This is a genomic window from Rhodoferax sp. TS-BS-61-7 (assembly GCF_002943465.1).
Taxonomy (GTDB): Bacteria; Pseudomonadota; Gammaproteobacteria; order Burkholderiales; family Burkholderiaceae_C; genus Allorhodoferax.
Genome location: NZ_PTQY01000001.1, coordinates 64002 through 90475 on the forward strand (window position 1 = coordinate 64002; position 26474 = coordinate 90475).

General features: G+C 64.8%; 27 protein-coding genes. 16 read left to right on the forward strand and 11 right to left on the reverse strand.

The features are described 5' to 3' along the window. The first annotated feature begins 134 nt into the window (after positions 1 to 134). On the forward strand, positions 135 to 662 hold the full coding sequence (locus C5F53_RS00335) for a glycosyltransferase (protein WP_105259358.1): 528 nt from the start codon (positions 135 to 137) through the stop codon (positions 660 to 662). Further along, positions 655 to 2184 carry a tetratricopeptide repeat protein gene (locus C5F53_RS00340; protein ID WP_161499855.1) on the forward strand — a complete coding sequence of 510 codons (1530 nt, stop codon included), beginning with the start codon at positions 655 to 657 and terminating at the stop codon, positions 2182 to 2184. The genes C5F53_RS00335 and C5F53_RS00340 overlap by 8 nt, the downstream gene beginning before the upstream one ends. On the opposite strand, the gene C5F53_RS00345 is transcribed toward C5F53_RS00340, so the two are convergent. Continuing rightward, entirely contained in the window at positions 2160 to 2627 is a 468-nt protein-coding gene (locus tag C5F53_RS00345) for a CYTH domain-containing protein (RefSeq protein ID WP_105259360.1), read from the reverse strand. The two genes, C5F53_RS00340 and C5F53_RS00345, sit on opposite strands and share 25 nt — an antisense overlap. Before the next feature lie 58 nt (positions 2628 to 2685). Between C5F53_RS00345 and C5F53_RS00350 the strand changes: the two genes are divergently transcribed. Continuing rightward, complete coding sequence (locus C5F53_RS00350) at positions 2686 to 2904, forward strand: cysteine-rich CWC family protein (RefSeq protein ID WP_236635156.1); 219 nt, start codon at positions 2686 to 2688, stop codon at positions 2902 to 2904. Here C5F53_RS00350 and C5F53_RS00355 read toward each other — a convergent pair. Next, the gene (locus C5F53_RS00355; protein WP_146097254.1) at positions 2884 to 3210 is read right to left on the reverse strand and encodes a hypothetical protein; all 327 of its coding nucleotides are present in this window, start codon (positions 3208 to 3210) and stop codon (positions 2884 to 2886) included. The two genes, C5F53_RS00350 and C5F53_RS00355, sit on opposite strands and share 21 nt — an antisense overlap. 72 nt (positions 3211 to 3282) lie before the next feature. Here C5F53_RS00355 and C5F53_RS00360 point away from each other — a divergent pair, with 72 nt between their 5' ends. From C5F53_RS00360 to C5F53_RS00380, 5 genes are all read left to right on the forward strand, one after another. Then, positions 3283 to 4776 (forward strand): AMP nucleosidase, encoded by a 1494-nt coding sequence (locus tag C5F53_RS00360; protein WP_105259362.1) that lies wholly within the window; start codon positions 3283 to 3285, stop codon positions 4774 to 4776. A 4-nt stretch (positions 4777 to 4780) separates the two neighbouring features. Further along, positions 4781 to 5935: a GGDEF domain-containing protein gene (locus tag C5F53_RS00365; protein ID WP_105259363.1), complete on the forward strand. Its 1155-nt coding sequence runs from the start codon at positions 4781 to 4783 to the stop codon at positions 5933 to 5935. A 24-nt stretch (positions 5936 to 5959) separates the two neighbouring features. Beyond that, the gene (locus tag C5F53_RS00370) at positions 5960 to 6883 is read left to right on the forward strand and encodes an ATP-binding cassette domain-containing protein (RefSeq protein ID WP_105259364.1); all 924 of its coding nucleotides are present in this window, start codon (positions 5960 to 5962) and stop codon (positions 6881 to 6883) included. Position 6884: 1 nt separating this feature from the next. Further along, a complete protein-coding gene (locus tag C5F53_RS00375) occupies positions 6885 to 7724 on the forward strand; it encodes an ABC transporter permease (protein ID WP_105259365.1) in 840 nt (279 codons plus the stop codon). Positions 7725 to 7788: 64 nt separating this feature from the next. Then, the gene (locus C5F53_RS00380) at positions 7789 to 8223 is read left to right on the forward strand and encodes a hypothetical protein (RefSeq protein ID WP_105259366.1); all 435 of its coding nucleotides are present in this window, start codon (positions 7789 to 7791) and stop codon (positions 8221 to 8223) included. A 199-nt stretch (positions 8224 to 8422) separates the two neighbouring features. On the opposite strand, the gene C5F53_RS00385 is transcribed toward C5F53_RS00380, so the two are convergent. Continuing rightward, positions 8423 to 10024 (reverse strand): GMC family oxidoreductase, encoded by a 1602-nt coding sequence (locus tag C5F53_RS00385; RefSeq protein ID WP_201740763.1) that lies wholly within the window; start codon positions 10022 to 10024, stop codon positions 8423 to 8425. Between the two features lie 145 nt (positions 10025 to 10169). Between C5F53_RS00385 and C5F53_RS00390 the strand changes: the two genes are divergently transcribed. From C5F53_RS00390 to C5F53_RS20650, 7 genes are all read left to right on the forward strand, one after another. Beyond that, the gene (locus tag C5F53_RS00390) at positions 10170 to 10628 is read left to right on the forward strand and encodes a MarR family winged helix-turn-helix transcriptional regulator (RefSeq protein WP_105259368.1); all 459 of its coding nucleotides are present in this window, start codon (positions 10170 to 10172) and stop codon (positions 10626 to 10628) included. A gap of 62 nt (positions 10629 to 10690) precedes the next feature. Then, positions 10691 to 11119 carry an organic hydroperoxide resistance protein gene (locus C5F53_RS00395; RefSeq protein WP_105259369.1) on the forward strand — a complete coding sequence of 143 codons (429 nt, stop codon included), beginning with the start codon at positions 10691 to 10693 and terminating at the stop codon, positions 11117 to 11119. 89 nt (positions 11120 to 11208) lie between these two features. Continuing rightward, positions 11209 to 12318, forward strand: coding sequence for a DUF2855 family protein (locus C5F53_RS00400; RefSeq protein ID WP_105260334.1), 1110 nt, complete (start codon positions 11209 to 11211; stop codon positions 12316 to 12318). Positions 12319 to 12438: 120 nt separating this feature from the next. Continuing rightward, positions 12439 to 13191 carry a metallophosphoesterase gene (locus C5F53_RS00405; RefSeq protein WP_105259370.1) on the forward strand — a complete coding sequence of 251 codons (753 nt, stop codon included), beginning with the start codon at positions 12439 to 12441 and terminating at the stop codon, positions 13189 to 13191. After that, on the forward strand, positions 13188 to 14720 hold the full coding sequence (locus tag C5F53_RS00410; protein WP_105259371.1) for a bifunctional serine/threonine-protein kinase/universal stress protein: 1533 nt from the start codon (positions 13188 to 13190) through the stop codon (positions 14718 to 14720). Before C5F53_RS00405 ends, C5F53_RS00410 begins: the two co-directional genes overlap by 4 nt. A 53-nt stretch (positions 14721 to 14773) precedes the next feature. Then, complete coding sequence (locus C5F53_RS00415) at positions 14774 to 15823, forward strand: serine/threonine protein kinase (protein WP_105259372.1); 1050 nt, start codon at positions 14774 to 14776, stop codon at positions 15821 to 15823. Continuing rightward, on the forward strand, positions 15820 to 16485 hold the full coding sequence (locus C5F53_RS20650; RefSeq protein WP_161499856.1) for a phosphatase PAP2 family protein: 666 nt from the start codon (positions 15820 to 15822) through the stop codon (positions 16483 to 16485). Before C5F53_RS00415 ends, C5F53_RS20650 begins: the two co-directional genes overlap by 4 nt. Here the strand turns inward: C5F53_RS20650 and C5F53_RS00425 are convergent. Next, positions 16466 to 17320: an NAD(P)-dependent oxidoreductase gene (locus tag C5F53_RS00425; RefSeq protein WP_105259374.1), complete on the reverse strand. Its 855-nt coding sequence runs from the start codon at positions 17318 to 17320 to the stop codon at positions 16466 to 16468. The genes C5F53_RS20650 and C5F53_RS00425 overlap by 20 nt on opposite strands. Positions 17321 to 17379: 59 nt before the next feature. On the opposite strand from C5F53_RS00425, the gene C5F53_RS00430 reads away from it, so the two are divergent. Then, positions 17380 to 18222 carry a Rossmann-like and DUF2520 domain-containing protein gene (locus tag C5F53_RS00430; protein ID WP_105259375.1) on the forward strand — a complete coding sequence of 281 codons (843 nt, stop codon included), beginning with the start codon at positions 17380 to 17382 and terminating at the stop codon, positions 18220 to 18222. A 51-nt stretch (positions 18223 to 18273) separates the two neighbouring features. On the opposite strand, the gene C5F53_RS00435 is transcribed toward C5F53_RS00430, so the two are convergent. The 7 genes from C5F53_RS00435 to C5F53_RS00465 form a co-directional block, all read right to left on the reverse strand. Further along, positions 18274 to 19575 carry a PepSY domain-containing protein gene (locus tag C5F53_RS00435; protein ID WP_105259376.1) on the reverse strand — a complete coding sequence of 434 codons (1302 nt, stop codon included), beginning with the start codon at positions 19573 to 19575 and terminating at the stop codon, positions 18274 to 18276. Between the two features lie 10 nt (positions 19576 to 19585). After that, positions 19586 to 22021, reverse strand: coding sequence for a TonB-dependent receptor (locus tag C5F53_RS00440; RefSeq protein ID WP_146097255.1), 2436 nt, complete (start codon positions 22019 to 22021; stop codon positions 19586 to 19588). A gap of 95 nt (positions 22022 to 22116) precedes the next feature. Further along, positions 22117 to 23118, reverse strand: a complete 1002-nt coding sequence (locus C5F53_RS00445; protein WP_105259378.1) for a DUF4880 domain-containing protein — start codon at positions 23116 to 23118, stop codon at positions 22117 to 22119. Continuing rightward, positions 23109 to 23627, reverse strand: a complete 519-nt coding sequence (locus C5F53_RS00450) for a sigma-70 family RNA polymerase sigma factor (protein ID WP_105259379.1) — start codon at positions 23625 to 23627, stop codon at positions 23109 to 23111. The genes C5F53_RS00445 and C5F53_RS00450 overlap by 10 nt, the downstream gene beginning before the upstream one ends. A gap of 176 nt (positions 23628 to 23803) precedes the next feature. Next, positions 23804 to 24451, reverse strand: a complete 648-nt coding sequence (locus C5F53_RS00455; RefSeq protein ID WP_146097256.1) for an exopolysaccharide biosynthesis protein — start codon at positions 24449 to 24451, stop codon at positions 23804 to 23806. Next, a complete protein-coding gene (locus tag C5F53_RS00460; protein WP_105259381.1) occupies positions 24409 to 25368 on the reverse strand; it encodes a TerC family protein in 960 nt (319 codons plus the stop codon). Before C5F53_RS00460 ends, C5F53_RS00455 begins: the two co-directional genes overlap by 43 nt. 282 nt (positions 25369 to 25650) lie before the next feature. Continuing rightward, positions 25651 to 26466 carry a phosphatase PAP2 family protein gene (locus C5F53_RS00465; protein WP_105259382.1) on the reverse strand — a complete coding sequence of 272 codons (816 nt, stop codon included), beginning with the start codon at positions 26464 to 26466 and terminating at the stop codon, positions 25651 to 25653. Positions 26467 to 26474: the final 8 nt, after the last annotated feature.

The window sequence follows — 26474 nt, forward strand, 5'->3', positions numbered from 1 at the left end:
TACGCTCCTAAATTAGGAGCTGTTTGCGCAATATCCATAAGGGTTGGAGGCCAATTAGGCCTTCAACCCTTTTTTGTCCGGTAAATCCCTGCTTTTCGGCGCTTCAGTGCCACAGCCCCGCCCTAGCATGGCGCATGATCCGGATCTTCATTGGTTATGACCCGCGCGAAGCCGTGGCTTACCACGTATGTGCCAACAGCATCGTGCGGCACGCACGGCAGCCCGTGGCCATCACCCCGCTGGCGCTGCACACCCTGCCCGACGAGAGCAAAGCCGTGATGTGTGTGCAACACGACTACAAAACCAAGGCCCAGGGCAAGTACCTGGGCTCCAAAAACCAGGACTACCCGCGCAAAAACTGGTCCAGCGTGGTGCTATGGAACTGCGGCCACCCGGCCAACCGCGTGGTGACGCCCGCGTTTGTAGAGAACGGCAGCGGCGCCCAGCTGCACCGCTTTACCTGGCTGGCTGACGAACTCATAGGCGCGCTACCGCGCGAATGGAACTGGCTGCCACAGGAGCTAGGCCCCAACCCCGACGCCAAACTGCTGCACTGGACGCTGGGCACCCCCTGCTTCCACGAATACGCCGATGACCCCATGGCTGCCGAATGGCACCGCGAACGCCTGCTGGCCGACTACTCACAACAACGCCATGGCTGAGGCCACGCCGGGCCTGGACCACGCACTGGCCGGTGACCAGTTTCTGGCCCACGGGGAATTTGCACAGGCGCTGGACGCTTATGCCCAGGCGCTGGAAGCGCAGCCCCAGCAGGTGTACTGGCGTTTTTTGGCTGGCGAATCGCTGTTCCACCTGGGCCGTTATGCCGACTGTGTGGCCCTGCTGCAGGACCTGGACCCGGGCAACGACCAGACCCTGGCCATTGAACATGCGCTGACCCTGGGCCGCGCCCTGCAGCTCACCGGGCAAACCACCGCCGCGGAGATGCAGCTCATCAAGGCCTTCATGCTGGACCCCGGCCATGAGGAAGCGGCCTACAACCTGGGCGTGTTCTACGAACAGGCGGGCCTGCCCGAACAGGCCGTGACCTTTTTGCAAGCCGCCGCCCAGCGCCACCCCCAGTCGGTGCGCCTGCACTACAACCTGGGCAGCAGCCTGGCCCAGTGCGGGCAGACGGCTGCGGCCGAATCCGCATTGCTTGCCACCCTGGCGCTGCAACCCAACCATATAGACGCGCACCACAACCTGGCCTTGCTTTGCCTGCGCCAAGGCAAGCTCGCACAGGGCTGGCAACACTACGCTTGGCGCTTCAACCGCCATGCCCACGAAGGCGCACCCGCGCACTGGGTGCCAAACACCCCAGAGCTGCCCGCCGACTTGCACGGCCACACCGTGCGGGTACAGGGGGAGCAAGGCATTGGCGATGAACTGTTTTTTATGCGCTACCTGCCCGCCTTGCAGGCGCGTGGCGCGCAGGTGCACTACCAGCTGTGCAACACCAAGCTGGCGCCCCTGCTCAGCCAGCCCGCGCTTGCATCGCTCGTGCAGACCCCCGACACACCAGCCTCCATCCGGCTACTGGTCGGTGACCTGCCCTTGGCCCTGGGCGGACCACACGCCCCAACCTGCCCCGTGGCCGTGCCACTACAAGCCAGCGCCGCCGTGCGCGCACGCCTGCAACAGCAGTACCCGCTGTTGGCCAGCCCGCGCCGCAAGCTGGGCCTGGCCTGGCGCGCAGGCACGACGCAAGCCCAGCCCCAGGGTTTTGCCACCCAGCGCTGGCTGCAAAAGTCCGCCCCGCTGGACAGCCTGCTGGATGTACTGGCAGCACTGGACGTGGAGGTGGTGGTCTTGCAGCGGGGGCTGCAGCCCAATGAGTGGGCGCAAGTGCAAGCACGTTTAGGTGCCGACCGCGTACTGAACGCGAGCACCTGCGACCAGGACCTGAACGAGCTGCTGGGCCTGCTCTCTTGTCTGGACGGGCTGGTAGGCGTGAGCAACACCAATGTGCATCTGTGCGCAGGGCTAGGTATCGGCGGGGACGTGCTGGTGCCTGCGCCCACAGAATTTCGCTGGCAAGAGGAAGGCTCCCCCTCGCCCTGGTTTCCCGGTTTTGCGGTACACCGGCAAACCGCCAGTGCCCCAGACGCTGGGTGGCAAGCCCCCATGGCGGCGCTGGCCGCATCGCTGCAAGCGCGCTACGGCGTGGCCCAGCGACAGTAGGGGTGCGCGGCCAGGTTGGAGTTGAAGTAACGCGCATCCTGCGTCACCTCGTCACCCAGCCAGTCGGGCCGCACAAAGGCTTGGTCTTCGGACTCCAGCTCCACCTCGGCCACGACCAGCCCGGCGTTATCGCCGGCAAACACATCCAGCTCCCAGCGCGTGCCCGCGTGGTCCAACAGATAGCGGGTTTTTTCGACCAAAGGGCCATCACACTGCGCCAACAGGGCTTCTGCGTCAGCCAGGGGAATGGGGTACTCAAACTCGGCACGTGTCGCGCCCACACTCACCCCTTTGATGGTGAGAAATGCGGCCTCGCCCGCAATACGCACGCGCACTGTGCGGGCCTTGTCCCGGTTCAAGTAGCCCTGGCGATAGGGCACGCCGGGTGTCTCGCGCCAAGGCTGGCCCTTGACCAAAAATTTACGTTCGATTTCCACGCCCATGGGTTTTGCTTTCCTTTGCCAAACAGCAGGCGCTGGCTACACTGTGGACACCATGTCCATGCCACGCTCCACCACCCCTGAAGTGTGCCCGCTGTGCGGCCAAGGCAACCAATGCGCCATGGAAATGGAGCGCAGCACCGGCCAAAAGCAACCGCCTTGCTGGTGCACCCAAGCCAGCTTCAGCGCAGAACTGTTGGCCAGCGTGCCCGCGGCCGACCAGGGAAAGACCTGCATCTGCGCTGCCTGCGCCGCCCGCTCACTCCACCCGGTGCAATGACGCAAGGTTAATCAGGGCAGACAACACTTCGGGCTTGAAGCCCACACGGTTGCGTGTGGTGTCGCTGTAGCCACCACTGAGCACCAGGGTCTGCAGGTACTCCACGCAGTCGCGGTGGCCCCAAAATTTTTCGATGGCCAGGGCGATGCGAATGTGGTGCTCGGCAATGATGGCCATCTCATGGTCAATGCGGGCCTGCAGCGGCCGCTCATGGAAAGGCATAGGGCGCGTGGGCAAGTCCTCCTCTTCCCACTGCAGGGAGGGGAAACCGGTTTCGTGAAAACGGGAGTCTTTCGGGTCTGGCACCATGGGCCTCGTGGTGGTCTTGCCTGCACTCTACCGCATACCGGCGCAACAATCACGCGGCACAATACCCCCATGTCCAGCCTGCCCCCCTTCATCGCCCCCGCCCGCTTTACCGACCCGGCCGCCGCACTGGCCCAGGTACAACGCATTTACGACAGCAGCATCCAGCATCTGCGCCAGGGCATGCAGCGTTTTGTGGCGGGTGACGACAGCGCTGGCCATGTCCGGGCCTGCTACCCGCTGGTGCGTATCCACACCGACACCGTGTCCCGCGCCCCCACAGCCGACGTGTCCCTGCTGAGCTACGGTTTTGTGGCCGGCCCTGGCCGGTTTGAGACCACCCTCACCCGCCCCGACCTCTACAGCGGCTACTACCTGGAGCAGTTCCGCCTGCTGTTGCAAAACCACGGTGTGGAACTGGAGATTGGCACCAGCAGCCAGCCCATCCCGGTGCATTTTTCGTTTGCCGAACACGACCATGTGGAAGGCAATATGAGCGCCCAGCGCCGCACCCTGATGCGCGACCTGTTCGACCTGCCCGACCTGGCCGCCATGGACGACGGCATTGCCAATGGCACCTATGTGCCCAAGGCCGGTGAAGCCCTGCCGCTGGCCCTGTTCACCGCGCCACGCGTGGACTACTCCTTGCACCGCCTGCGCCACTACACAGGCACCGGGCCCGAGCATTTTCAGAACTTTGTGCTGTTCACCAACTACCAGTTCTACATCGACGAATTCGTGCGCATGGGCCATGCGGCCATGGCCGACCCCAACAGTGAGTACTGCGCGTTTGTAGAACCCGGCAACGTGATCACCCGCCGCGTAGGCCTGGCGGCCGAGTCCATCGACGCACTGGGCACCGCCCCACCGCGCCTGCCACAAATGCCGGGCTACCACCTGGTGCGCGCCGACAACGCGGGCATCACCATGGTCAACATCGGCGTGGGCCCGGCCAACGCCAAAAACATCACCGACCACATTGCCGTGCTGCGCCCCCACGCATGGATCATGGTGGGCCACTGCGCTGGCCTGCGCAACAGCCAGCAACTGGGCGACTACGTACTGGCCCACGGCTATGTGCGCGAGGACCACGTGTTGGACGAAGAGCTGCCGCTATGGGTGCCAATCCCTGCCCTGGCCGAAGTGCAAATGGCGCTGGAGCAGGCCGTGGCCGAGGTCACCCAGGTGCAGGGCATCGCACTCAAAAGCATCATGCGCACCGGCACCGTGGCCAGCACCGACAACCGCAACTGGGAGCTGCTGCCCGACAACCAGCCCCAGCGCCGTTTCAGCCAGAGCCGCGCCGTGGCGCTGGACATGGAAAGCGCCACCATTGCGGCCAATGGCTTTCGCTTTCGCGTGCCCTACGGCACCTTGCTGTGTGTGAGTGACAAGCCCTTGCACGGCGAAATCAAGCTGCCCGGCATGGCCAACCACTTCTACCGCGAGCGGGTCGACCAACACCTGCGCATCGGCATTCGCGCGCTGGAGCTGCTGCGCGCCCAAAGCCTGAACAAGCTGCACAGCCGCAAGCTACGCAGCTTTGCCGAGGTGGCTTTCCAGTAACCGAATGGAGAAACTCAACGTCCTGACCATCCTGGTCCTCACGGCGCTTAACCTGAGCACCGTCTCCGTCGCCCTGCTCCTGATCATGGGCAAAGGCATCAGCCGTGCGGCGCGCCTGGCGCAGTTCAGCCTGCTAAGCCAAACCCTGGGCTGGGTGGCCATCATCAGCTCTGGCTTTGTGTTTGGCCACTGGCTGGACCCGGTCTTGTCCACCGCCGCGATGGTGCTGGCCTCGGTGGCCAACTACCTGATGTTTCTGGCCCTGCAGGCCTGGCTGGGGCCGCGCCCCAACCAACGGGCGCTCATCGCCCTGATGGTGCTGATGCCGCTGGGCTACGCCCTGAGTTTTGAGCACTACAGCCTGCGGGTGGGTTATGCCAACCTGATGTTTGCGCTACAGCTGACCATCGTGGCACAAGCCGCACTTGGGCCGCGCCAGCCGGGCGGGCTGCGCTGGCGCGCCCTGGTCTGCCTGTGTTACGCCGCAGTCGCCTGCGCGTCGCTGGCGCGTGGCGTGCTGGGCGCGTTTTACCCCGAGCTGTACCCCACCTTCGACGCGCCACACATCGTCAATGTGCTGGCCCAGCTCACCGCCAACATGGCCCTGGTGCTCACCACCGTGGCGGTGTTGGTGGCCTGGCGCGAAGAGGCCGAAGGCCAGCTGCGCGAACAGGCCTTTACCGACAACATCACCGGCCTGCTCAACCGCCATGGCTGGGACGACCGGGCGCCCGCCCTGTTTGACCAGGCCCGGCGCCACAACACGCCGCTGGCCCTGATCCTGCTGGACCTGGACCACTTCAAACGCGTGAACGACACGCAGGGCCACGAAGTAGGCGACCAGGTGCTGCGCCTGGTGGGCAAGGTGCTGCAGTCCAACCGGCGCAGCAGCGACCTGGCCGCCCGCATTGGTGGCGAAGAATTTGCCCTGCTGCTGCCGCAAACCGACAAACGCGCCGCCCTGCACGTAGAGCAACGCCTGCGCCTGGCCTTGCTGGAGGAAGGCATCCAGCAGCCCACCTTGCGCGTGGGCTACAGCGCAGGCCTGGCCCTGCTACAAGCGGGCGACCGCAAGCTCACCGACTTCATGGTGCGTGCTGACGCCGCGCTGTACCAGGCCAAGGCGCAAGGTCGCGGCCGCCTGCTGCAAGCCGACTAAGAGGCCCTGCGGCACAATGGCCGCATGAATGCAAAACTGTTTGAAGTGCAGCACTTGCACAAGCGTTATGGCGACGCCGAAGTGGTCAAAGACCTGTCCTTTGAGATTGCTCCGGGCGAGTGCCTGGGCGTGATTGGGCCCAATGGTGCAGGCAAAACCACCACCATCCGCATGTGCCTGGGTCACACCGTGCCCGATGGCGGCAGCATCCACGCGCTGGGCCTGGAAATGCCGCGCGACGCACTGGCCATCAAGGCCGCGCTGGGCGTGGTCACCCAGTTCGACACGCTGGACCCGGACTTCAGCTGCGCCGAGAACCTGCTGGTCTATGGCCGCTACTTTGGCATGAAGGACGCGGCCATCCGCGCGCGTATTCCGCAGCTGCTGGAGTTTGCGGCGCTGACCCACAAGGCCAATGCCAAACCCGGCGAACTGTCCGGCGGCATGCGCCGGCGCCTGAGCCTGGCGCGCGCGCTGGTGAACGACCCCAAGCTTCTGCTGCTGGACGAACCCACCACCGGCCTGGACCCGCAAGCCCGCCACCTGATGTGGGAGCGCCTGCAGGTGCTGCTGCAGCAAGGCAAGTCCATTTTGCTGACCACCCACTTCATGGACGAGGCCGAACGCTTGTGCAACCGCCTGCTGGTGCTGGACCACGGCAAAAAGATTGCCGAAGGCACACCGCGCGCCCTGATCGCCCAGCACCTGGAGCCCGATGTGGTGGAGGTGTTTGGCGTGGGCGCGCTGGCGCTGGTGGACGGCCCATTGCGCAGCCTAGCGGCCCGCGTGGAAGTGAGCGGCGAGACCGTGTTCTTCTACACACAAGATGCCGGCGCCCTGTTGCAGGGCCTGGCCGCCCACCCGCAGCTGCGCACCCTGCACCGCCCGGCCAACCTGGAAGATTTGTTTTTGAAACTGACCGGACGTCAGATCCGCGAGGACGCCTGATATGACTACCGCATCCCCCTACACCCCGCCCAAACCCCAAAGCATCTGGCGCGCGCCAGAGGTGTCCTTGCGCTTCTGGCCCGTGTTTTTGCGCAACCTGCTGGTCTGGCGCAAGCTGGCCATCCCCAGCCTGGTGGGCAATATTGCCGAACCGCTGATGTGGCTGGTCGCCTTTGGCTACGGCATGGGCGCCTTGGTGGGCGAAGTCAATGTGGCTGGCCCCACCGGTACCGTGGCCGTGCCCTACATCCTGTTTTTGGCCAGCGGCTCCATCTGCATGAGCGCCATGCAGGCCGCGTCGTTTGAAGCGCTGTACTCCGCGTTCAGCCGCATGCACGTGCAAAAGACCTGGGACGGCATCATGAACGCCCCAATCAGCCTGGACAACGTGGTGCTGGCCGAAATGCTCTGGGCCGCGTTCAAGGCCCTGTTCACTGTCACCGCCATCCTGGGCGTGATGTTGGCGCTGGGCATCAGCCACAGCCCCAAACTGTTCGTCGCCTGGCCCATCTTGTTTGGCGTGGGCATCACCTTCAGCTGCATCGCGCTGATCTTCAACGCGCTGGCCAAGGGTTACGACTTCTTCACCTACTACTTCACACTCTTCCTTACGCCCATGATGTTCCTGAGCGGCGTGTTCTTTCCGCTGGAGCAGCTGCCCACGGTAGTGCGCGTGGTGGCGGACTGGCTACCGCTGTCCAACGCAGTGGCGCTGGTGCGGCCGCTGTTCATGGACCAATGGCCGGCTGATGCCTTGCGGCATTTGGCGGTGCTGGCGGTGTACGCGGTGGGGTCGTTCTGGATTGCACTGGCGTTGACGCGCAAGCGGTTTGCGAAGTGAGGCGACGTCCGATTTGCAGGGTGCTCGTAGACTCAATCTTTGATTCGACATTTAGGGAGCGCTGATGCACCAAGAAACAAAGTTCTACAAAGAGCGCGTTGTAAGCATCCTCTCAAATTTTCAACTGCTGGAGCTAGCGTTAAAGATCTACATCGGAAAATCTTACGAACTAATCCAACATCTTGTCGGAAGTCGTATCCACTTTGATTTTTCCGTTTCAGACGTTGAGAGTTACCCGCTTGAGCGACAGCTAAATCTCTTCGGAAAACTCAATGACAACGAAAGCCTGAAGACTCGCCTGAATAAGTTGAAATCAAAGAGAAACTTCGTAGCGCACGAGGCGTTGCTTGTGACGATCAGTGGCAATCCAGATGTGGGGCTTCTATCGAAGAACGCGATGGACCTCTTCCATTTGGAGGATGAGCTAGTGGAATGCCTCAAACTTCTTACTAAGGAGGGCAAAAACCTTCTGGCGAGGTTTGCGCAGCGTAGCTCTTAGCCCACAAAGTCTGGTGCCCCTTCCCGGTCAGCCGCGTTGGCCTCTGTGCCAAAAGTCTGTTCGAAGTATGTACAAAACAGCTACTTACCCCGCAGCGCTCTCACGCGGCACCCGCATTTGCCATTCACAAGAGAATCTAAGCCATATTGGCACCTAGCACACGCGGATATTGCGCAAGCAGCTACTAAGTAAATAGCACTCAGTCCATCGCTTTCTGCGCCCCCTTAATCAAATCCGCCGCCTTCTCCGCAATCATGATGGTCGGTGCGTTGGTATTGCCGCTGACCACGCGGGGCATGATGGAGGCATCCACCACGCGCAGGCCTTGGATACCGCGCACGCGCAACTCGTGGTCCACCACATCCATTGGCCCCTTGCCCATGCGGCAGGTGCCTACCGGGTGGTAGACGGTGTCGGCGTTGTCGCGGATGAACTGTTCGATCTCGAAGTCGTTGCGCGCAGCCGCTGAGCGCGGGCCTTCTTTGCCAGCCAGCGCTGCCAGCGCCGGCTGCTGCAGCACAGTGCGCATGAGTTTGAAGCCGCGCACCAGGCGTTCCACGTCATCCCGCTCGCCCAGAAAGTTTGGGTCTATCAGCGGCGCCTCCATCGGGTCTTTGCTGGCCAGGCGCACGCTGCCGCGGCTGTAGGGGCGCAGCAAACACACGTGGCACGAATAACCATGGCCCAGCACCGTGCTGCGGCCGTGGTTCACCAGCTTGGCAATGGCGAAGTGGAACTGCAAATCGGGGGTGCGCTCACCGGGCTGGCTTTTGATGAAGCCACCGGCCTCGGCAAAGTTGGTGGTCAATATGCCGGTGCGCTGCTTGCGCCACTCGAAGATGCCGCGCACGGCATTGGCCAAGCCCTTGAACGAAATACCAAAGGTTTCGGTCAGGTACGGCGCGTTCACCACCTGCACCACATCCACATGGTCGTGCAGGTTTTGGCCCACACCCGGCAGATCGTGCAGCGTGGCAATGCCTTTTTCCACCAGATGCTGGTGCGGGCCAATGCCCGACAGCATGAGGATCTGCGGCGACTGCAGCGCGCCCGCACTTAGCAGCACCTCGCGGCTGCAGCGCAGCTCTTTCATCTCGCCCTCGTGCAGAAACTGCACGCCCACGGCGCGCTTGTGCTCCAGCAGGATGCGCGTGGTGTGCGCGCCGGTAAACACCTGCAGATTGGGCCGCCCGCGGTTTGGCGTGAGGTAACCCTTGGCGGCGCTGAAACGCTCGCCGTTTTTGTGCGTCACCTGGTAGACGCCCACACCCTCTTGGCTGGCGCCGTTGAAGTCGGGGTTGAGTGGGTAACCCGCCTGCTGGCCGGCCTGCACAAACACCGGGCCCAGGCGGTTGGGCGTGGTCAGGTCCTGCACATGCAGGGGGCCGCCCTGGCCGTGGAAGGCATCGGCGCCACGTGCGTTGTCTTCGGCCTTTTTGAAGTAAGGCAAAACCTCGTCGTAGCTCCAACCGGGGTTGCCCTCTGCGGCCCAGCTGTCGTAGTCCTCACGCTGGCCACGGATGTAGATCATGGCGTTGACCGAGCTGGAGCCGCCCAGCACCTTGCCGCGTGGCTGGTAGCCGCGCCGCCCGTTCAGGCCGGGCTGGGCGGTGGTGTCGAACTTCCAGTTGGCATCGCCATTTTTGGCCAGCACGGCCAGCCCCGCAGGACAGTGGATCAGCACACTGGTGTCGGCCGGGCCGGCTTCCAGCAGGGCCACGGTTACGGCGGGGTCCTCGCTCAGGCGGGCGGCCAGCACACAGCCAGCCGAGCCAGCGCCAATGATGATGTAGTCGAACACGTGCGGTCTCCTCATTCAGGGTGACGTTAACGTTACCCCATAGGCCACAGGGCTGCCAAGCCGAGGTTTACCCTCGTGTCGCCCTCAAAAAAGATTTTGCGAATTTATATTGCACACAATTTAATTGCTAGCTACAATTCAGCCCATGACGAACCCGCGCACCACCTCTGCCAACGACGCTGCCCTGCGCCTGGACAACCAGTTGTGTTTTGCGCTGTATTCCACCTCGCTGGCCATGACCAAGCTCTACAAGCCCCTGCTGGAAGAGCTGCAGCTGACCTACCCGCAGTACCTGGTGATGATGGTGCTGTGGGAGCAAGACGGCCTGAGCGTCTCAGCCCTGGGCGAGCGCCTTTACCTCGATTCCGGCACCCTCACCCCGCTGCTCAAACGCATGGAGCAGGCCGAGCTGCTGAGCCGCCAACGCAGCGCCGCCGATGAGCGCCGTGTAGAAGTGTTTTTGACTGCTAAAGGCCGTGCCCTCAAGCTGCAGGCTGCGCGCATTCCGGCCTGTGTGCTGGCCGCCGCCGACTGCCCGCTGGACGAACTGATGCACCTGACCCAGCAGGTGCAAGCCCTGCGCCAGCGCCTGACCACAGCCTGAGCAACACCACTGAATTACCCACCCCGCTGCAACACACCGCAGCACTTTTTGAAAGAAGCACCATGACCACCAAGATCGAAAAAGTGATTTACCAAGCCCATGCCACTTCCACCGGTGGCCGCGACGGCACCACCCGCACTTCCGATGGTCTGCTGGACCTCAAGCTGGCCGTGCCCAAAGAAATGGGCGGCCCCGGCAACGGCGTAAACCCTGAGCAGCTGTTTGCCTCTGGCTACAGCGCTTGTTTCATCGGTGCGATGAAGTTTGTGGCCGGCACGCAAAAGATTGCCCTGCCTGCGGACACCAGCATCAACGCCACCGTGGGCATTGGCCAGATCCCCGCTGGTTTTGGCATTGAAGTGCAGTTGGAAGTGTCCATCCCCGGCATGGACAAAGCCGCAGCGCAAGCGCTGGTCGACAAAGCCCACCAGGTGTGCCCCTACTCCAACGCCACCCGCGGCAACATCGACGTGACCATCACCGTGGTCTAAATCGGCAGCGCTGGCAGGGCCCTGCGCCCTGTCACCTCGGAGGCCGGTCCCGCTTGGCGGGGCCGGCCTTTTGTCTTATGGTGCCGCGCATGGACACCACCAACCTCCTCATCCGCAAAACTCAGCTCGGCCAGACCCTGCTGCACACCCACTCCCTGCCTGCGCTGGCCGACGGCCAAGTGCGCGTGCACATCGACCGCTTTGCCCTCACCTCCAACAACATCACCTACGCCGCCTTTGGCGATGCCATGCAGTACTGGCAGTTTTTTCCGGTGCAGGGGGTAGAGGACAGCGACCAGTGGGGCCGCATTCCAGTCTGGGGTTTTGCCACGGTGCTGCAAAGCCGTCACCCCGAGGTGCCGGTGGGGGAGCGTGTGTATGGCTACTTTCCCATGGCCAGCGCGGTAGACCTGATGCCCGGCAAGGTGCACGCCCATGGCTGGGCCGATGTGGCACCCCACCGCGCCACCCTGCACGCGGTCTACAACCAGTACACCCGCTGCGCCACCGACCCGTTCTATACCGCCGACACCGAAGACCTGCAGGCCCTGCTGCGGCCGCTGTTCATCACCTCCTGGCTGATCGACGACTTTCTGGATGACAACGCCTGGTTTGGCGCGGGCGACATTGGCACACCCTGCATCCTGCTCTCCAGTGCCTCCAGCAAAACCGCTTACGGCACCGCCTTCCAGCTCGCGCAGCGTGCGGGCATCGAGGTGGTGGGGATCACCTCGGAGCGCAATGTGGCGTTCTGCCAAAGCCTGGGCGTGTACCACCGGGTGCTGACCTACGCGCAGCTGGACCAGATTGCGCCGGGCACCCCCTCCATCTATGTGGACTTTGCGGGCAACGCGGCGTTTCGCAAGGCGCTGCACACGCATTGCACGGCGCTGGTCTACAGCAGTTCCATTGGCGGCACACATGTCTCCGAGCTGGGCGGTGGCAAGGATCTGCCGGGCCCGCGCCCCACGCTGTTTTTTGCACCCGCGCAGATCAAGAAGCGCAGCAGCGAATGGGGTGGCGCCGAGCTGAACCGGCGCCTGGTGCAGTCCTGGCAGGGCTTTGTGGCGCGGGTGCAGCTGCCCGCACCCTGGCTGCAGGTGCAGCACCACACGGGGCCAGAGGCGATGCAGGCGGCCTACGCGGCCATTTTGGCGGGCGAGGGCGATCCGCGCGGTGGCCATACCCTGTCGCTCTAAGGCCACAGCGGCAGGGCCGTATTTGACGCATATCAAGACCCGGCGCAGCAACTCCTGCAAACTTGCCGTCAGGCACCGCACGCATGATGGCGGGTTTGCCCCCCTGAACACGGAGACTTGATGAGACTGGCCTTGCTGTCGGACATTCACGGCAATATCCAGGCGCTGGACGCCTGCTTGGCCCACGCACGCGCACAGCAGGTGCAACGCTTTGCTTTTCTGGGCGATCTGGTGGGTTATGGGGCCAACCCGGCCGAGGTGATAGAGCGGGTCACGTTGCTCACCGAAGAAGGCGCCATCGTCCTCAAGGGCAACCACGACGACATGGCCGTGCGCCCGCCGGCCACCGTCAAAACCGTGGGCGACAGCACTGCCACCTGGACACACCAGCAGCTCAGCCCCGCGCAGCGCCTGTGGATTGACACCCTGCCCTTCACCCACCACCTGGACACGGTGCTGCTGGTGCATGCCAGCGCCGATGGCCCCGAACTCTGGCGTTATGTCTACGACCAGCGCGCCGCCGCGGCCAGCCTGAATGCCGCCAGCGAATGGCCTGGTGTGCGCTACGTGTTTGGCGGCCATGTGCACCTGCAAACTCTGTACTACCGCGGCGCCACCGACGGGTTGATGCTGTTCACCCCGCAGCCCGGCGTGGCCGTGCCGGTGCCCAAACACCGGCAGTGGCTGGCCACCGTGGGCTCGGTGGGCCAGCCGCGCGACGGCAACCCCCAGGCCATGTACGCGGTGCTGGACACCGAGCGCGCGCAGCTCACCTTCCACCGCGTGCCCTACGACCACTACAGCGCCGCCGCTGCCATCCGCCGCGCCGGCCTGCCCGAGTTCTTTGCCCACCGGCTGGAGCAAGGACGATGAAACTGCTAGAGCCCGGCGCCACGCTGGATGGATTCACCATCGAGGAGTGCATCCACTCCGGCGGCATGGCCCACATCTACCGTGTGGTGTATGCCGATGGTCGGCCTGGCCCGGGCTTTGCCATGGCCATGAAAATCCCGCGCATGACGGCGGGCGACGGGGCCGAAAACATCGTCAGTTTTGAGGTGGAATGCCAAATCATGCAGGCCCTGCACGGCAGCACCACGCCGCGTTTTGTGGCCGCGGGCGACCTGCAACACACGCCCTACCTGGTGATGGAGTACGTGAACGGCCACACACTGCAGCACTGGCTGGACGGCCCGCAGCCCGTGGCGGTGGACACCATTGTCAGTCTGGGCGTTGCCATGGCCCGCGCGGCGCACGCGCTGCACCAGCAAAACACCGTGCACCTGGACCTGAAACCCGCCAACGTGCTGCTGCGTGATGATGGCAGCGCGGTGCTGCTGGACTTTGGCCTGTCGTGCCACGCGCACTACCCCGACCTGCTGGCCGAGCAGTTGCGCAAGGCGGTGGGCTCGCCCGCATGGATTGCCCCCGAGCAGGTGGTGGGCGTGCGCGGCGACCCGCGCAGCGACGTGTTTGCGATTGGTGTGATGCTCTACCAGCTGTGCACCGGTGCGCTGCCGTTTGGCACCCCACAAACCGCAGCCGGCCTGCGCCAGCGCCTGTGGGTGGACCCAACCCCGCCACGCAAGCTACGTGCGGACATTCCGGCCTGGCTGCAAGAGGTGGTGCTGCGCTGCCTGGAACCCGAAGCCGCCAAGCGTTACCCCTCTGCCGCCCACCTGGCCTTTGACCTGAGCCACCCCACCCAGGTGCATGTCACGGCACGTGGCACCAACACCGTGGGCACGCCGTTTCGCACCCATTTCAAGCGCTGGTTCAAGGCCGCGGGCATGCACTACCAGCCCAGCCCCCTGCCCGCGCGGCAGCTGCAAGAGGTGCCCATCGTCATGGTGGCCGTGCCGCACAAAGACGTGACGGACGCCACGCTGTACTCGCTGCGCGAGGCCGTGGCCCGCGCACTGGGCACCCGCCCCGGTGCCCGCCTGGCCTGCGTCACCGTGATCAGCAGCAGCCAGACCAGTGCCTCGGACGAAGACAAAAGCGAGACCAATGTGCACCGCCGCTACCTCACCACGCTACGCCAGTGGGCCCAGCCGCTGGACCACCCGGGCCACCAAACCTCTTGCCATGTGCTGGAGAGCGGTGACGTGGCCCAGGCCCTGCTGGACTACGCACGCGGCAACCACGTCAGTGTCATCGTGATGGGTGCCGCCACGCATGGCCTGATGACCCAGCGTTTTGTCGCCACCGTGCCGATCAAGGTGGCCATGGACGCGCCCTGCACCATCATTCTGGTCAAGCAAAGCCTGCCGTTTGCACAGCTGGGCAGCGGCTCGCCCTATGCCCACCTCCCCCCAGCGGGCTATTCGGACTCGGATGCCGACAGCGCGGCGGCCCCCACTGCGCCGCTCTACGGAGACGACTTGGGGCCGCTGGGCTAAACCGGGGAAGCCACCCGCCCAGCAGGGGCAAGCCCGCAGAGGACAATCGGGCCATGCACAGCACTGCGGGCACAGCCCTTCACCCCTTTGAATCCCTGACCCCCGACCTGGTGCTGGACGCACTGGACAGCGTGGGCCTGCGCGGCGATGGCCGCCTGACCGCCCTGTCGTCGTACGAAAACCGCGTCTACCAGGTGCAGCTCGAAGACGGCGCGCCGGTGGTGGCCAAGTTCTACCGGCCCGCACGCTGGACGGATGCGCAGATCCAGGAAGAACACGACTTTGCCGCCGAGCTGATGGCTGATGAAATTCCGGCCGTGGGGCCACTGGTGTTGGAGGGTGCCACGCTTCACCACTTTGGCGGCTTTGCGTTTTCGGTAAGCCCACGCCGTGGCGGCCGCCCGCCCGAGCTGGACGACGGCGAGGTGCTGGAGTGGATAGGCCGCTTTCTGGCCCGCATCCACGCCGTGGGCGCCAAGCGCCCGTTTGTGCACCGCCCGGCGCTGGATGTGCAGACCTTTGCGATTGAGCCCATGCAGTGGCTGCTGGCCAACAACATGGTGCCGCTGGACGTGCAAAGTGCCTGGACCACCGCCTGCCAAAGCGCTATAGATTTAATAGCTGCTCGCGCAGATATGGCGGGCGCTACAGGCCAAAATAAGTCCAATTCCAGCGGTATACTCCAGTTGCGCCTGCATGGCGACTGCCACCCCGGCAACATTCTGTGGACGCCCACCGATGTGGCCGCCGCTGCCGGCCCCGGCCCGCACTTTGTGGACCTGGACGACGCGCGCACCGGCCCCGCCGTGCAAGACCTGTGGATGCTGCTGAGCGGCGACCGCCAGCAACAAACCCGCCAGCTCGGCATGCTGGTGGACGGCTACGAGCAGTTCCGCGAATTTGACCGTGCCGAGCTGGCCCTGATCGAGCCGCTGCGCACGCTGCGCCTGATCCACTACAGCGCCTGGCTGGCCCGGCGCTGGAGTGACCCGACCTTCCCCGCTAACTTTCCATGGTTTGGCAGCAGCGACTACTGGAAGGGCCAGGTGCAGATGCTGCAAGACCAGTGCGAAGCCATGCAGGAAGACCCGCTGGTCGTATGAGCGGGGATGTGAACAACGCGCCTGCGGTGGCGCCGGTGTGGTGGCTGATCACGCACCTGGGATCGTCCAGCCTGCTGCTGCCCGCCTTTGGGCTGCTGGTGTGGGGCCTGTGGCGCAGCGGTGCGCAAACAGCGGCGCGCCACTATGTGCTGGCCATGGCCGGGGCGGTGCTGGTGACGGTGGTGAGCAAGTGCCTGTTTTACGGCTGGGGCATCGGTATAGCCGCGCTGGACTTTACGGGTGTCAGTGGCCACGGCCTGTTGGCCAGCGCCATTTTGCCGCTGCTCTTGCGCGGCCTGCCCGGTGGCAGCGCGCACCGCTGGGGGCCTGCACTGGGCGCAGGCTTGGCCTTGCTGGTGGGCGTGTCGCGCGTGATGGTGGGCGCCCACAGCGTGAGCGAAGTGCTGGCCGCCTGGCTGCTGGGCCTGGCGGTAAGCTGGCCCGTGGTGCAGCGCCTGCGCACGGCAACGGTGGTGCATTGGAGCACCCGCTGGGCGCCGCTGCTGCTGGTGCTGGCACTCAACACCTCTACCGCCACCTACTTGCCCACGCACGCCCTGGAGGTGCGCATCGCCTTGTGGCTGTCGGGGCAGGTCCAGCCGTTCACACGGCACCAGTTGCACCAGCCCCCTGCGGCGCCGCCTACGCCAACACGTCCTTGACGCCAAACTGCGGCGCGTAGCCCAAGAGGCGCGCGGCTTTGGCGTGTGAGATGAGCGGGTCGGTGCCCGCAAAACCGGGCGCAAACTCTGTCACCTCGGGCCAAAACTCGGCCAACAACTTGCGACCGTCCTGCCCCGTCCAGTTGTGCGGGCCGGTGATGAAGAAGGCCTCGTGTTTGTGCTCCAACTCCACCTCCAGCGCTAGGCGGTGCGCCGTGGCCACATCACGCGCGTCCACAAAGGTCCAGAGGTTTTTGTGCCAGTTGGCGTACTCGGCCACCAGCGTTCGGTAGAAGGGGCGCTGCGCATCGTCAGGCAGCCAGACCCAGGGCATGCGCAGGCACACGGTGCGCATGCCGTAACGCTCGGTGTAGGTCTTGCAGATCTGCTCGCTCACCACCTTGCTCAGGCCGTACGGGTCTTGCGGGCGGGCGGCATGGGCTTCGTCCACGGGGATGTACAACGGCGCCAGCCGATGCGTAGCAAACGCAAAGCCCATGGTCGATTCGCTGGAGGTGAACACCACCTTGCTTATGCCATGCTGCGCCGCCGCTTCCAGCACATTGAATGTGCCGTTCACGTTGACATCGAACACGCGCTTGGCCGGGTCGTTGAGCGGGTGCGGGATGCCGGCCACGTGCATGACGGCGTCGTAGCCGGCCATGGCCTGCAGCACCGCGTCCAGCTGCAGCACATCCACCGCGTGGTGCACCACGTCGCTGCGCGCAGGCGCCGCCAGGTCCAGCACACCCACCTGGTAGCCGTGCTGCACCAGATCGTCCACAATGTATTTGCCAACGGCACCCGTGCCGCCTGTAACCAGTATTTTTTTCATGGCGCCATGGTAGCGGCGCCAAGTCCTTTTTGCGATCCCTCCACCCGCCTCTTCTTCCCGTGACCACCCTCAACCTTCTTGGCAGCGGCCGCGTCGGCCAGACCCTGGCTACGCTGTGGCAGCGCCAGGCCACCTTCCAGATCCAGGACGTGCGCACCCGCACACTGGCCAGCGCGCAGCAGGCCTGCGCCAGCATTGGTGCGGGCACCCCGGTGGATGCGCTGGCGGCCATGCGCCCGGCCGAGGTCTGGATGCTGGCCGTGCCCGACGCGCAGATTGCCACCGCCGCTCAGGCGCTGGCCGATGCCGTAGCAACCTGGCCGCGCGAGGCACAGCAGCCCAGTCCCATCGTCTTTCATTGCAGCGGCGCGCAAAGTGCAGCCTCGCTGGCGCCCCTGGCGGCGCTGGGCTGGCGCACGGCCAGTGCGCATTGCATCCTGAGTTTTGCCACGCCGCAGGCCGCCATCGCGCAATTTGCCGGCACTGCCTGCGCGCTGGAGGGCGATGCCGCGGCCCGCGCCGTGCTGGAGCCCGCCTTTGCCGCCATTGGCGCCCAGTGTTTTGCCGTGGCCAGCAAAGACAAGGTGCTGTACCACGCAGCGGCCGTGTTTGCCACCAACTTTTTGCCGGTGCTACAAGCCGTGGCCGAAGACGCCTGGCAGGCCACGGGCGTGCCCGCACACCTGCTGCCCCAGCTGCGCGCCAGCCTGCTGCGCAACGCGGTGGACAACATCACCCGCCTGGGCCCGGCCGGCGCACAAACCGGCCCCGCCCAGCGCGGTGACCGGCCGGCCATCGCCCGGCAGGCGCAGGTGGTGCACGACTGGGACCCGCTGGCCGGCGAGGCCTACCAGGCCCTGAGCGCGCTGGCGCTGCGGCTGGCGGGGCATTCGGCACCTTAGCGCGCTATCAAATCAAGAGCTACTTGCGCAGTATCTACGTGGCCTAGGGGCCTATTTGATGCATAAATTGGCTGGCGGGACGGCTACGCGGGTGGCCACTACCTGTCGGGCCCGGCGTTTTTTCCACCAAATGTAGACCCCGGTGACGCTGAGCATGGCCACCACCACGCCCAACAGCGAAATCAGGATGCGCCCCGGCAAGCCCAGAATGCGCCCGCTGTGCAGCGGAAACTGCGCCTGCAGAAAGATGTCGGCGACCGAGCCCGTCCACAACAGGCGCTCCCCGACAAAACGGCCGTCTTTGCCGTCGTAGTACAGGCGCTTGTTGATGGAGCCCGGCGTGGTGTCAGGCTGAAAAAAGTCAATGCCATAGATGCCCAGGCTCTGGCTGTAAAACACACTGCCCGGGGGCTCGGGCCAGCCTTTGGCCTGGGCATCGGCCGTGGCCTGCGCCAGGGCCTGCGCATAGTCCAGCACGGGAAGGATGGGCTGGTGTTTGGGCGCAGGTTTGCGCTGCGTGAAGGGGTTGGGAGACACCTGCGAAAAGGTGGTGAGGAGCGGGCGGAAGATCTCGCGATTCAGGTTGAGCGAGAACGCCGTGAAGGCCACAATGAACAGCAGCCCCCAGGTCCACAAACTCACGGCCCGGTGCATATCAAAGTTGAGTTTGTAGGCACCGGCGCGGCTGCGAATCTTCCATGCGGGCGCCCATAGTTGCCACCAGCCTTTGCCCGTTTTCAAAGCGCCCACTGCGTCACCGGCCAGACCATCGCCCGGCTGGGGCTTGGCCTTTCTGCGCACCGGCAGCGTCAGGTAGGCGCCTACAAAACAGTCCAGCGTCCACAGAATCGCCACCCCCCCAAGCAGCCAGGTGCCCCAGCGGTCTATGCCCCACATCTCGGGCAGGTGCAGCGTGTGGTGGAACTTGTAGAGAAAGGAGACAAAGGTTTCTCTGCTGATGGGCCAGACGGCCCCCCACTGGCGCTGGCCCAGTTCTTGGCCACTCACCGGATCGACAAAGACCTGGTTAAAGCCGGGTTCGTGCAATTTTTGGGTGGCGGGGTTGACCCTGGGCGCCACGCCGAAGGCCACGCTGCGGCCCGGCTCCACGTGCAGCGGTATAAAACGCACGGTCACCGTGGGGTGGCGCTGCTCGATCTGGCGCGCCAGCTCCAGCGTGGAGGTACCTGGCAGCCCCTCGGGGTTAGGCTGGGCAGCGGTCAAGTGCGGGTTGAGCCAGGCGTCCAGCTCGTGGTCCCACGAGATGACCGCACCGGTCACCCCCGTGAGGAACAAGAACACGGCGGTGCCCAGCCCTACCCAGCGGTGCAAAAAGGTCCAGAAGGGGCGCATCGACAAGCCCTTAGAACTCCGTGCTGACCGAGAACAAGGCCGTGCGGGGCGTGCTGCGGGTCAGGAAGCCCGTGCGCACCGCAAGCCAGTGGGACGAATCGGTCACGTTCTCGATGGAAACGCGGAACACCGTCGACTTGCCCGCCACGCGGGTGCTGTAGCGCAAGCCCAGGTCATAGGTGTCAAAAGCGGGGATGCTCTGCGTGTTGTCCGCACTGGCGTACTGCTTGTCCACCTTGGTGTAACGCCCCGTCAGGGTCAGGCCCGGCCAGGCGCGCACATCCCACTCACCGCCCAGCACCAGGCTGTAGTCCGGAATGCCGATGGCTTTTTTGCCATCGTTGGCAGCGTTCAGGGTTTTGGATTGCAGCGCGTCAAACAGGGCCAGCCCCGCATTCAGGCGCATGCCTTTGGCCACCTCGCCAAACACCGACAACTCCACGCCACGGTTGACCTGCTCGCCATCCATCACCAGGTAGTTGGCACTGTTGACAAAGGACACCGGCTGCAGAATCTGGAACAGCGCTGCACTGGCACCAAACGCACCCGCGTCGTATTTCAGGCCGGCCTCGACTTGTTTGCCCTTGAACGGCGGGAAGACCTCGCCCTTGTTGGCCGTAGTGCCGCCCGCCACCGGCCCTTGCGAGAGGCCTTCGGCATAGTTGGCGTACACCGACGTGGTGGGCATCAGCTTGTAACTGGCGCCCACCGAGGGGGCCATGGCCGACTGCATGAACCGGCGCACTTCCACCCCCGAGGCGTACTCGCCAATGTCCAGCTTCTGGTAGCGCAGCCCGGCCACCAGGTGCAGGCGGTCGTCCAGCAGGTGCATGGAGTCCACCACACTCACGCTGTCCGAGGTCGTGTCCTGAAAACGCAGAAACGGCAACCCGGTGGGCGGTGTGGGCGCTGCCACAAACACCGGGTTGTACAGGTTGCTGGTGAAGGCACTGCCAATCGTGCGGGTCAGGCTTTGCCCATCGCCGGTGAAGCGTGAATACCCCAGCACCATCTGGTGTTTGACCTGGCCGGTGTTGAACCGCACCCGCCAGCCCAGCTCCCCGGAACGCATGTTGGAACCCGTGGCGAAGACGCTGGGCTGGGCGGTGAAGTTGCCATTGGCCGCGATCAGGCGGGTGCTGCCCGCATTGAGGTTGGATTCTTTGTAGTTCACGCCCCCCAGCACACCAAACACCGTGGAGTCGGGCGTGAGGTCGTACTCCAGCCGGGTCACGAGGGACACGCTTTCGGTGTCGCTGCTGTCCCATGCCTGGCTGATGGCCTGTGTGGTGGGCGGCGGCGCGGGGAGTTCGAAGCCGGCGTTGAACCGGTGAAACTGCGGAAACCCATCGAACTGGCGGCGGTTTTGGGCCACGTCCACACTGGCACGCAGCTTGTCGCCGGCGTAGTCCAGTGCCACCGACAGATGCTCGGTGCCCACTTTTTCTGCCACCACGCCGGTCGCGCCTTCTCGCTTGGCCGCGTTGATGCGCAGCCCCCACTCGTGCTCCTCGCCAAACCGGCGGCCCACATCCACATGCCCGCCGGCCTGGCCGTGGGAAGAGCCGGCGAGGGTCAGCCGGGTCAGGGGAACATCGGTCCCGCGCTTGGGCACCAGGTTGATGGCGCCGCCATTGGTGGTGCTATTCGGACTGATGCCATTGAGCAGCGCACTGGGGCCCTTCAGCACTTCCACGCGCTCGAACTGCTCCATCGCAATGCGCCGTGTATCGACCACCGCAAAGGTTTCGTTGAAAGACACGTCGGCACTCAGCAGGTACTGGCCGCGCAAAAACAGCACATCGACCGCGTTACTTTCCGAGTTGGTGGACCGCACGGCCGGGTCGACCGCCAGCACGTCAATCAGGCGCCGGGCCTGCACGTCGCGCACCGCCTGCTCGGTGTAGCCGCTGATGGCAAAGGGGGCGTCCAGCAGCTCGGTATTGCCCAGTGCACCCAGGCGTGCACCTTTGGCAACCTGCCCGCCGGCGAAAGGTTTGTACAGCGAATTGGGGTCCCGCGTGCCGGCCACCGTGACTTCGGCCAGGCTTTTCACCCCACCGGCAGCGGGCTCGCTGTTCGCGCCCCGCAAGCCATAGGTTCCTGGCGCCTGCGCCACGGCGCTGATGCCGCTGCCAAGCAGCAGCGCCGCAAAACCCTCGGCCACGCTGTACTGGCCGGCCAGCGCCGGTGCACGTTTGCCACTGACCAACGCAGGGTTGAAGGAGAGCGTGACACCGGCCTGGCGCGAGAAGGCGTTGAGCGCGTCCTCCAGGCTGGCGGCGGGCAGGTTGTAGGGCTTGCGCACAGGCTGGGCAGCCCGGCTGGCATCACCGGGGGCGGGTGCCTCGGGCACGCCAGGTGTGGCGGCGGCTGCAGCGCCAACCAACGCGCCGTGGATGAGCAAGGCGTGGATGAGTGAGGCAAGGGGATGACGGGTAGGCATGGCAGTGGGGTTCACAAGACGTTCGGTTAAAAAGGTTGCTGTCCCCTCTATGCCGAACAGGCCCCGCAAAACCCGTAACCCTGAGCGCAATTTTTTTAACGGCGCAGGATCGTCAGCGGCCCTTGGGGGCTACTGCCAATGCGCACCGGCAGCGTGCTCGCCAGCGCGTCCAGCGCACGGGGCACGGCCTGGGGGCCGTCGAGCTGGAACACGCCTGACACGCGCAGGCCCGCCACATCGGCTGCGCAGTGCACTGGGGCCCCGTGGTAACGCGACAGTGCCGCGGCAAGCGCGTCCAGCCGCATTTGTTTGGCCACCAGCACGCCGTCCATCCAGGCGGTGGGGTCGGCGTCGGGCTGCAGCACACGGGTAATGGGGGTCGTGCCCTGCCCGTCCAGGCGGTAGGTTTCGCCAGCCTGCACCCGCAGCGGCGCCTTGCCGTCCAGGTAGATGGCCACGGTGCCCTCGCGCACATGCAACTGGGTGCTGGCGAGCGGCGCACCACGGGTGGGCAACGTGTGCCGCACGGCAAACGCGGTGCCAATGGCCTGCATGCGCACTTGCTGTGCCTGCACCCAGAACGGGCGCTTGCCGCCTAGGGCATCGGCGTCGGCACCGGTGTCGATAAAAATCTCGCCTTCGCGCAGCACCAAGAGGCGCTGCAGCGGCGTAAACACCACATCCACCGCCGTGCCTGCGTTGAGCTGCAGGTGGGTTCCGTCGGCCAGCAGCACCTTGCGCCGTTCACCGGGGCGGCTGGCATAACTGGCCTCCTCGCGCCATGGGGCCAGCCGCGCCACCAATGCGGCCGATGCCGCACTCAGTGCCCCCACACCCAGCAAGCTGAGGGCACGCCGGCGCGACGCGATTTTGCCGCTGGCCTGCGCGGCATCCAGCGTCTGGCGGGCCATGCGGGCGCTGCCCGTGGGGATGGCGCCAAACGCCTGTTCGACCCCTTGCACCTGCGTCCAGGCTTGTTCGTGCTGCGGGCTGGCGTGGCGCCAGGCGGCACAGGCCTGGCGTTCGGCCTCCCCCGCAGTGCCAGACTGCAGGCACACGGCCCATTGCACCGCCTGGTCCAGAGCGCTCAGGCCCATGGCAGCTCGGCCCGCATGGCCATGCAGTGGCGCAGCGCGGTGGCCATGTGTTTCTCTACCGTGCTCAGGCTCACGCCCATCTGCTGGGCAATGGCCACGTAGCCCAGTCCATCAAGCCGCGACAGCAGCAGCACGGTGCGCGCCTTGGGGTGCAGGCCGTCCAGCATGGCGTCAATGCGAGCCAAGCAGTTGATCAGCATGGCCTGGTCCTCGGTGCTGGGAGTGTGGCTCTCGGGCAGGCCCGCCAAGGCTTCGAGGTAGGCGCGTTCCAGGGTCTGGCGGCGTGCCTGGTCTACCGCCAGGCCGCGTGCAATGGTGGTGAGCCAGGCGCGCGGCTCGCGCACCTGGGCCAGCGCTTGTGGCTGCCCCAGCACGCGCACAAAGGTGTCGTGGCTGAGGTCGGCCGCGTTGTGCGGGCAGCCCAACTTGCGGCGCAGCCAACCCAGCAACCAGGGGTGGTGCTCCAGGTAGAGGGTGCTGACGGTCTGCATGGGAGGGGCGACGGACATGGAGGCGTGGGCCAGGCACAACCATCCGGGCTCGGACAGCAGGCAGGCAGGAGGCAGTGGAATAATCTAAATGCGAATTATTACTAATTAGATCCATCGCCGCAAGCGCATGGCCTCTGCCTGTGGTGTATCCGGAACGGGAGCGCACCCTGGCGCTGCGACTCACACCACCACGGCTAAGCCAGCCAGCCGCTCCACACGCCCGGCAACCACTGGGCGCCACTCACCACCAGGGCCGCCAGGGCCAGGGCCCACGCGACACCCAGTGTGGCACCTGCCAGCACGGCCAAGCCATCTTCAAACACCAGCCCCAAACCGATGAGGAGCAAGGCCACCGCAGGCACCACGTTGCCAAACGGAATGGGGAGAAAAATGGCCCAGGCCATGGCCGCCACCAAAGGCGCCAGCCACACGCGGTGGCCGGGCTGCACCCACCAGCGCAAGCGGGCACGCATCACCCGCGCGGCCTGCTCGTAAAGCCAGGCCAGGGTGTGCAGGGCCCGGCGTGCCATGGGCGCCGACAACTGCAGCCGCCCCACCCTGCGGGGCATGACCAGCCGCGGAAAGTAGCACCAGATCATCCAGGCCAGCGCGGCCAGGCCCAGGGACATCAGGGTGCCTGCGCCCGGCAGGGGCAGCAGACACGGCACCGCCAGCACCACCAACAGGGCCCCCGGCCCCGCCCGGCCGTGCAGCCGGAACAGCTGCTGCAGGCGCATGGGCTGGTCCTCCAGCGCCTCGGCCGCAGCCCGCAGGCGCCGGGCTTGCTGCTGGCCCACGGTCAAACGCTGCTGCGTGTGCTGCTGGAGCGCACACTCAGCCACATGGTGATGGCCAGAATGCCCACCACTACACCCAGAGACACGCCCACCGGGATTTTGTAGATATCGATCAGGCACATCTTGGACCCAATGAACACCAGAATCACCGCCAGGCCGTAGTTCAGCAGGTGGAACTTGTTGGCCACTGCCGCCAGCAGGAAGTACATGGCACGCAGACCCAGGATGGCAAACACGTTGCTGGTCAGCACGATGAAGGGGTCGCTGGTGATGGCAAAGATCGCGGGGATGGAGTCCACCGCAAAAATCACGTCGGTCAGCGCCACCAGGCAGATCACCATGAACAAAGGCGTGGCGATCTTCTTGCCGTTTTCCACAGTCCAGAAGTTTTCACCGTCGTAGTGCTTGCTCACGGGCAAGAGCTTGCGCAAAAGTTTGAGCGCGGGGTTGTCGTCCAGGCTGGGCTCCTGGCCGGCCGCCCACCACATCTTCACGCCGGTGAGGATCAGGAAGGCACCGAACACGTACAGGATCCAGTGGAACTCGGCCAGCAACCAGCCGCCCACCAGAATCATGAGGGTGCGCAGCACGATGGCACCGATGATGCCGATCATCAGCACCCGCTTCTGGTAGTGCGTGGGCACCGCAAAGTAGGTGAAGATCATCAGGAACACAAAGATGTTGTCCACCGCCAGCGACTTCTCGATGAGGTAACCCGTCAAAAATTCGAGTGACTTGGTGTTGGCCAGCTCGGTGGAGCCCGTGCTGTCTTTGACGGCCCACCAAAACAGGCCGTTGAACAAGAAGCTCAAGGCGACCCAAATGAGTGACCAATTGAGCGCTTCTTTGACGCCGATGTCGTGGGCGCCCTGTTTTTTGAGGACGACAAAGTCCACGAAGAGTGACACCAGAACGATGCCGACGAAGGTGGCCCATAGCCACAGGGGTGCAATAGTTTGCATAAACAAGACCTCGAAATGGTTGAAACATTTCCTGTAGGTCTTGCGGGAGAGCGCACTGGTGGCGCCTCTGCATGTTCCGGCCGGGGCAATGGCAACGCACCACCCGCGACGTACTGACGAAACATGCAATCCCGGCACCTGCGCGCCGGGTTTGCTACTCCCCTAAAGGTGCGCGGATCATGGCAGAAATCACAATGCCCCCGCAAACCAGATTGACTTGTGGCGCGTCAATTAGCTATCAATTTAATAGCTGCTTGCGCATATTCCACGAAGGCTACAGCCCTATTTCGCATTAAATTTGCCGCGCAGCACACGCCAGGCGTACGCCAGCAGGCTCCCCATGGCCACCACCGCCAGCACCTGCTGCGCGACGTGGTTTTCCGCAAAATCCAGCTCCTCGGTGAGCAGGTGGTAAACCGACAAGGCCACCAGCGCCGCGGCCATGCGCAGCCACCAGGCCGAGGGCGCAAACTGTCTTTCGGGCAAACGCATCCACAGCTGGTGCCCCAGCAAACCCGAGAGCAGGCCCAGGCTGGCACCCACCGCCACATCGCCCGGCCAATGCGCGCCCACGGCAATGCGCGACACGCCGGCACCAGCCGCCAGCACCAGCAGCCACCAATGGCGGCGGCGCTGGGCCACAGTGAGTGCAAAGTAAATGCCAGACGCCACCGCAAACGCCGTCAGCGTGTGGCCCGATGGCATGGACACGTTGTGCAGCAGCTCGCCCACCACCCGCATCTGCGTGTTGTCCACCACCGCAGCGGGGCGCGGGCTTTCAATGAAAAACTTGCCGGTGCGGGCAAACAACACCGCAAAGGGCGCCGCGCACAGCCACGCCACCATCAGGCGGGGCGCCAGCACCAGCAAGGGCGCGGTCACCGCCAACAGGCCCCAGCCATTGCCCAGCAGCGACAGGCCGGTCCAAAACTCCGCAGCCAGCGGCGCGCACCACTGGTTGATGGTGATGAAGAGGCTCGGCTCCCACAGTTGCAGCCACAAGGGAGTGCCCAGCACAAAGATCACCAGCGGCCACCACCAGGTGCGGGCGGCGACCGGGCTGGCTAGGGCATGGGGCGTGGTGGGTGGGGTCAACATGGGGCGTA

Excerpts from the sequence above, each read along its gene's own strand:
- C5F53_RS00335 (WP_105259358.1), top strand. The coding sequence starts at position 135 with ATGATCCGGATCTTCATTGGTTATGACCCGCGCGAAGCCGTGGCTTAC.
- C5F53_RS00340 (WP_161499855.1), top strand. The coding sequence starts at position 655 with ATGGCTGAGGCCACGCCGGGCCTGGACCACGCACTGGCCGGTGACCAG.
- C5F53_RS00345 (WP_105259360.1), bottom strand. The coding sequence starts at position 2,627 with ATGGGCGTGGAAATCGAACGTAAATTTTTGGTCAAGGGCCAGCCTTGG.
- C5F53_RS00350 (WP_236635156.1), top strand. The coding sequence starts at position 2,686 with ATGCCACGCTCCACCACCCCTGAAGTGTGCCCGCTGTGCGGCCAAGGC.
- C5F53_RS00360 (WP_105259362.1), top strand. The coding sequence starts at position 3,283 with ATGTCCAGCCTGCCCCCCTTCATCGCCCCCGCCCGCTTTACCGACCCG.
- C5F53_RS00365 (WP_105259363.1), top strand. The coding sequence starts at position 4,781 with ATGGAGAAACTCAACGTCCTGACCATCCTGGTCCTCACGGCGCTTAAC.
- C5F53_RS00370 (WP_105259364.1), top strand. The coding sequence starts at position 5,960 with ATGAATGCAAAACTGTTTGAAGTGCAGCACTTGCACAAGCGTTATGGC.
- C5F53_RS00375 (WP_105259365.1), top strand. The coding sequence starts at position 6,885 with ATGACTACCGCATCCCCCTACACCCCGCCCAAACCCCAAAGCATCTGG.
- C5F53_RS00380 (WP_105259366.1), top strand. The coding sequence starts at position 7,789 with ATGCACCAAGAAACAAAGTTCTACAAAGAGCGCGTTGTAAGCATCCTC.
- C5F53_RS00390 (WP_105259368.1), top strand. The coding sequence starts at position 10,170 with ATGACGAACCCGCGCACCACCTCTGCCAACGACGCTGCCCTGCGCCTG.
- C5F53_RS00395 (WP_105259369.1), top strand. The coding sequence starts at position 10,691 with ATGACCACCAAGATCGAAAAAGTGATTTACCAAGCCCATGCCACTTCC.
- C5F53_RS00400 (WP_105260334.1), top strand. The coding sequence starts at position 11,209 with ATGGACACCACCAACCTCCTCATCCGCAAAACTCAGCTCGGCCAGACC.
- C5F53_RS00405 (WP_105259370.1), top strand. The coding sequence starts at position 12,439 with ATGAGACTGGCCTTGCTGTCGGACATTCACGGCAATATCCAGGCGCTG.
- C5F53_RS00410 (WP_105259371.1), top strand. The coding sequence starts at position 13,188 with ATGAAACTGCTAGAGCCCGGCGCCACGCTGGATGGATTCACCATCGAG.
- C5F53_RS00415 (WP_105259372.1), top strand. The coding sequence starts at position 14,774 with ATGCACAGCACTGCGGGCACAGCCCTTCACCCCTTTGAATCCCTGACC.
- C5F53_RS20650 (WP_161499856.1), top strand. The coding sequence starts at position 15,820 with ATGAGCGGGGATGTGAACAACGCGCCTGCGGTGGCGCCGGTGTGGTGG.
- C5F53_RS00425 (WP_105259374.1), bottom strand. The coding sequence starts at position 17,320 with ATGAAAAAAATACTGGTTACAGGCGGCACGGGTGCCGTTGGCAAATAC.
- C5F53_RS00435 (WP_105259376.1), bottom strand. The coding sequence starts at position 19,575 with ATGCGCCCCTTCTGGACCTTTTTGCACCGCTGGGTAGGGCTGGGCACC.
- C5F53_RS00440 (WP_146097255.1), bottom strand. The coding sequence starts at position 22,021 with ATGCCTACCCGTCATCCCCTTGCCTCACTCATCCACGCCTTGCTCATC.
- C5F53_RS00445 (WP_105259378.1), bottom strand. The coding sequence starts at position 23,118 with ATGGGCCTGAGCGCTCTGGACCAGGCGGTGCAATGGGCCGTGTGCCTG.
- C5F53_RS00450 (WP_105259379.1), bottom strand. The coding sequence starts at position 23,627 with ATGTCCGTCGCCCCTCCCATGCAGACCGTCAGCACCCTCTACCTGGAG.
- C5F53_RS00460 (WP_105259381.1), bottom strand. The coding sequence starts at position 25,368 with ATGCAAACTATTGCACCCCTGTGGCTATGGGCCACCTTCGTCGGCATC.
- C5F53_RS00465 (WP_105259382.1), bottom strand. The coding sequence starts at position 26,466 with ATGTTGACCCCACCCACCACGCCCCATGCCCTAGCCAGCCCGGTCGCC.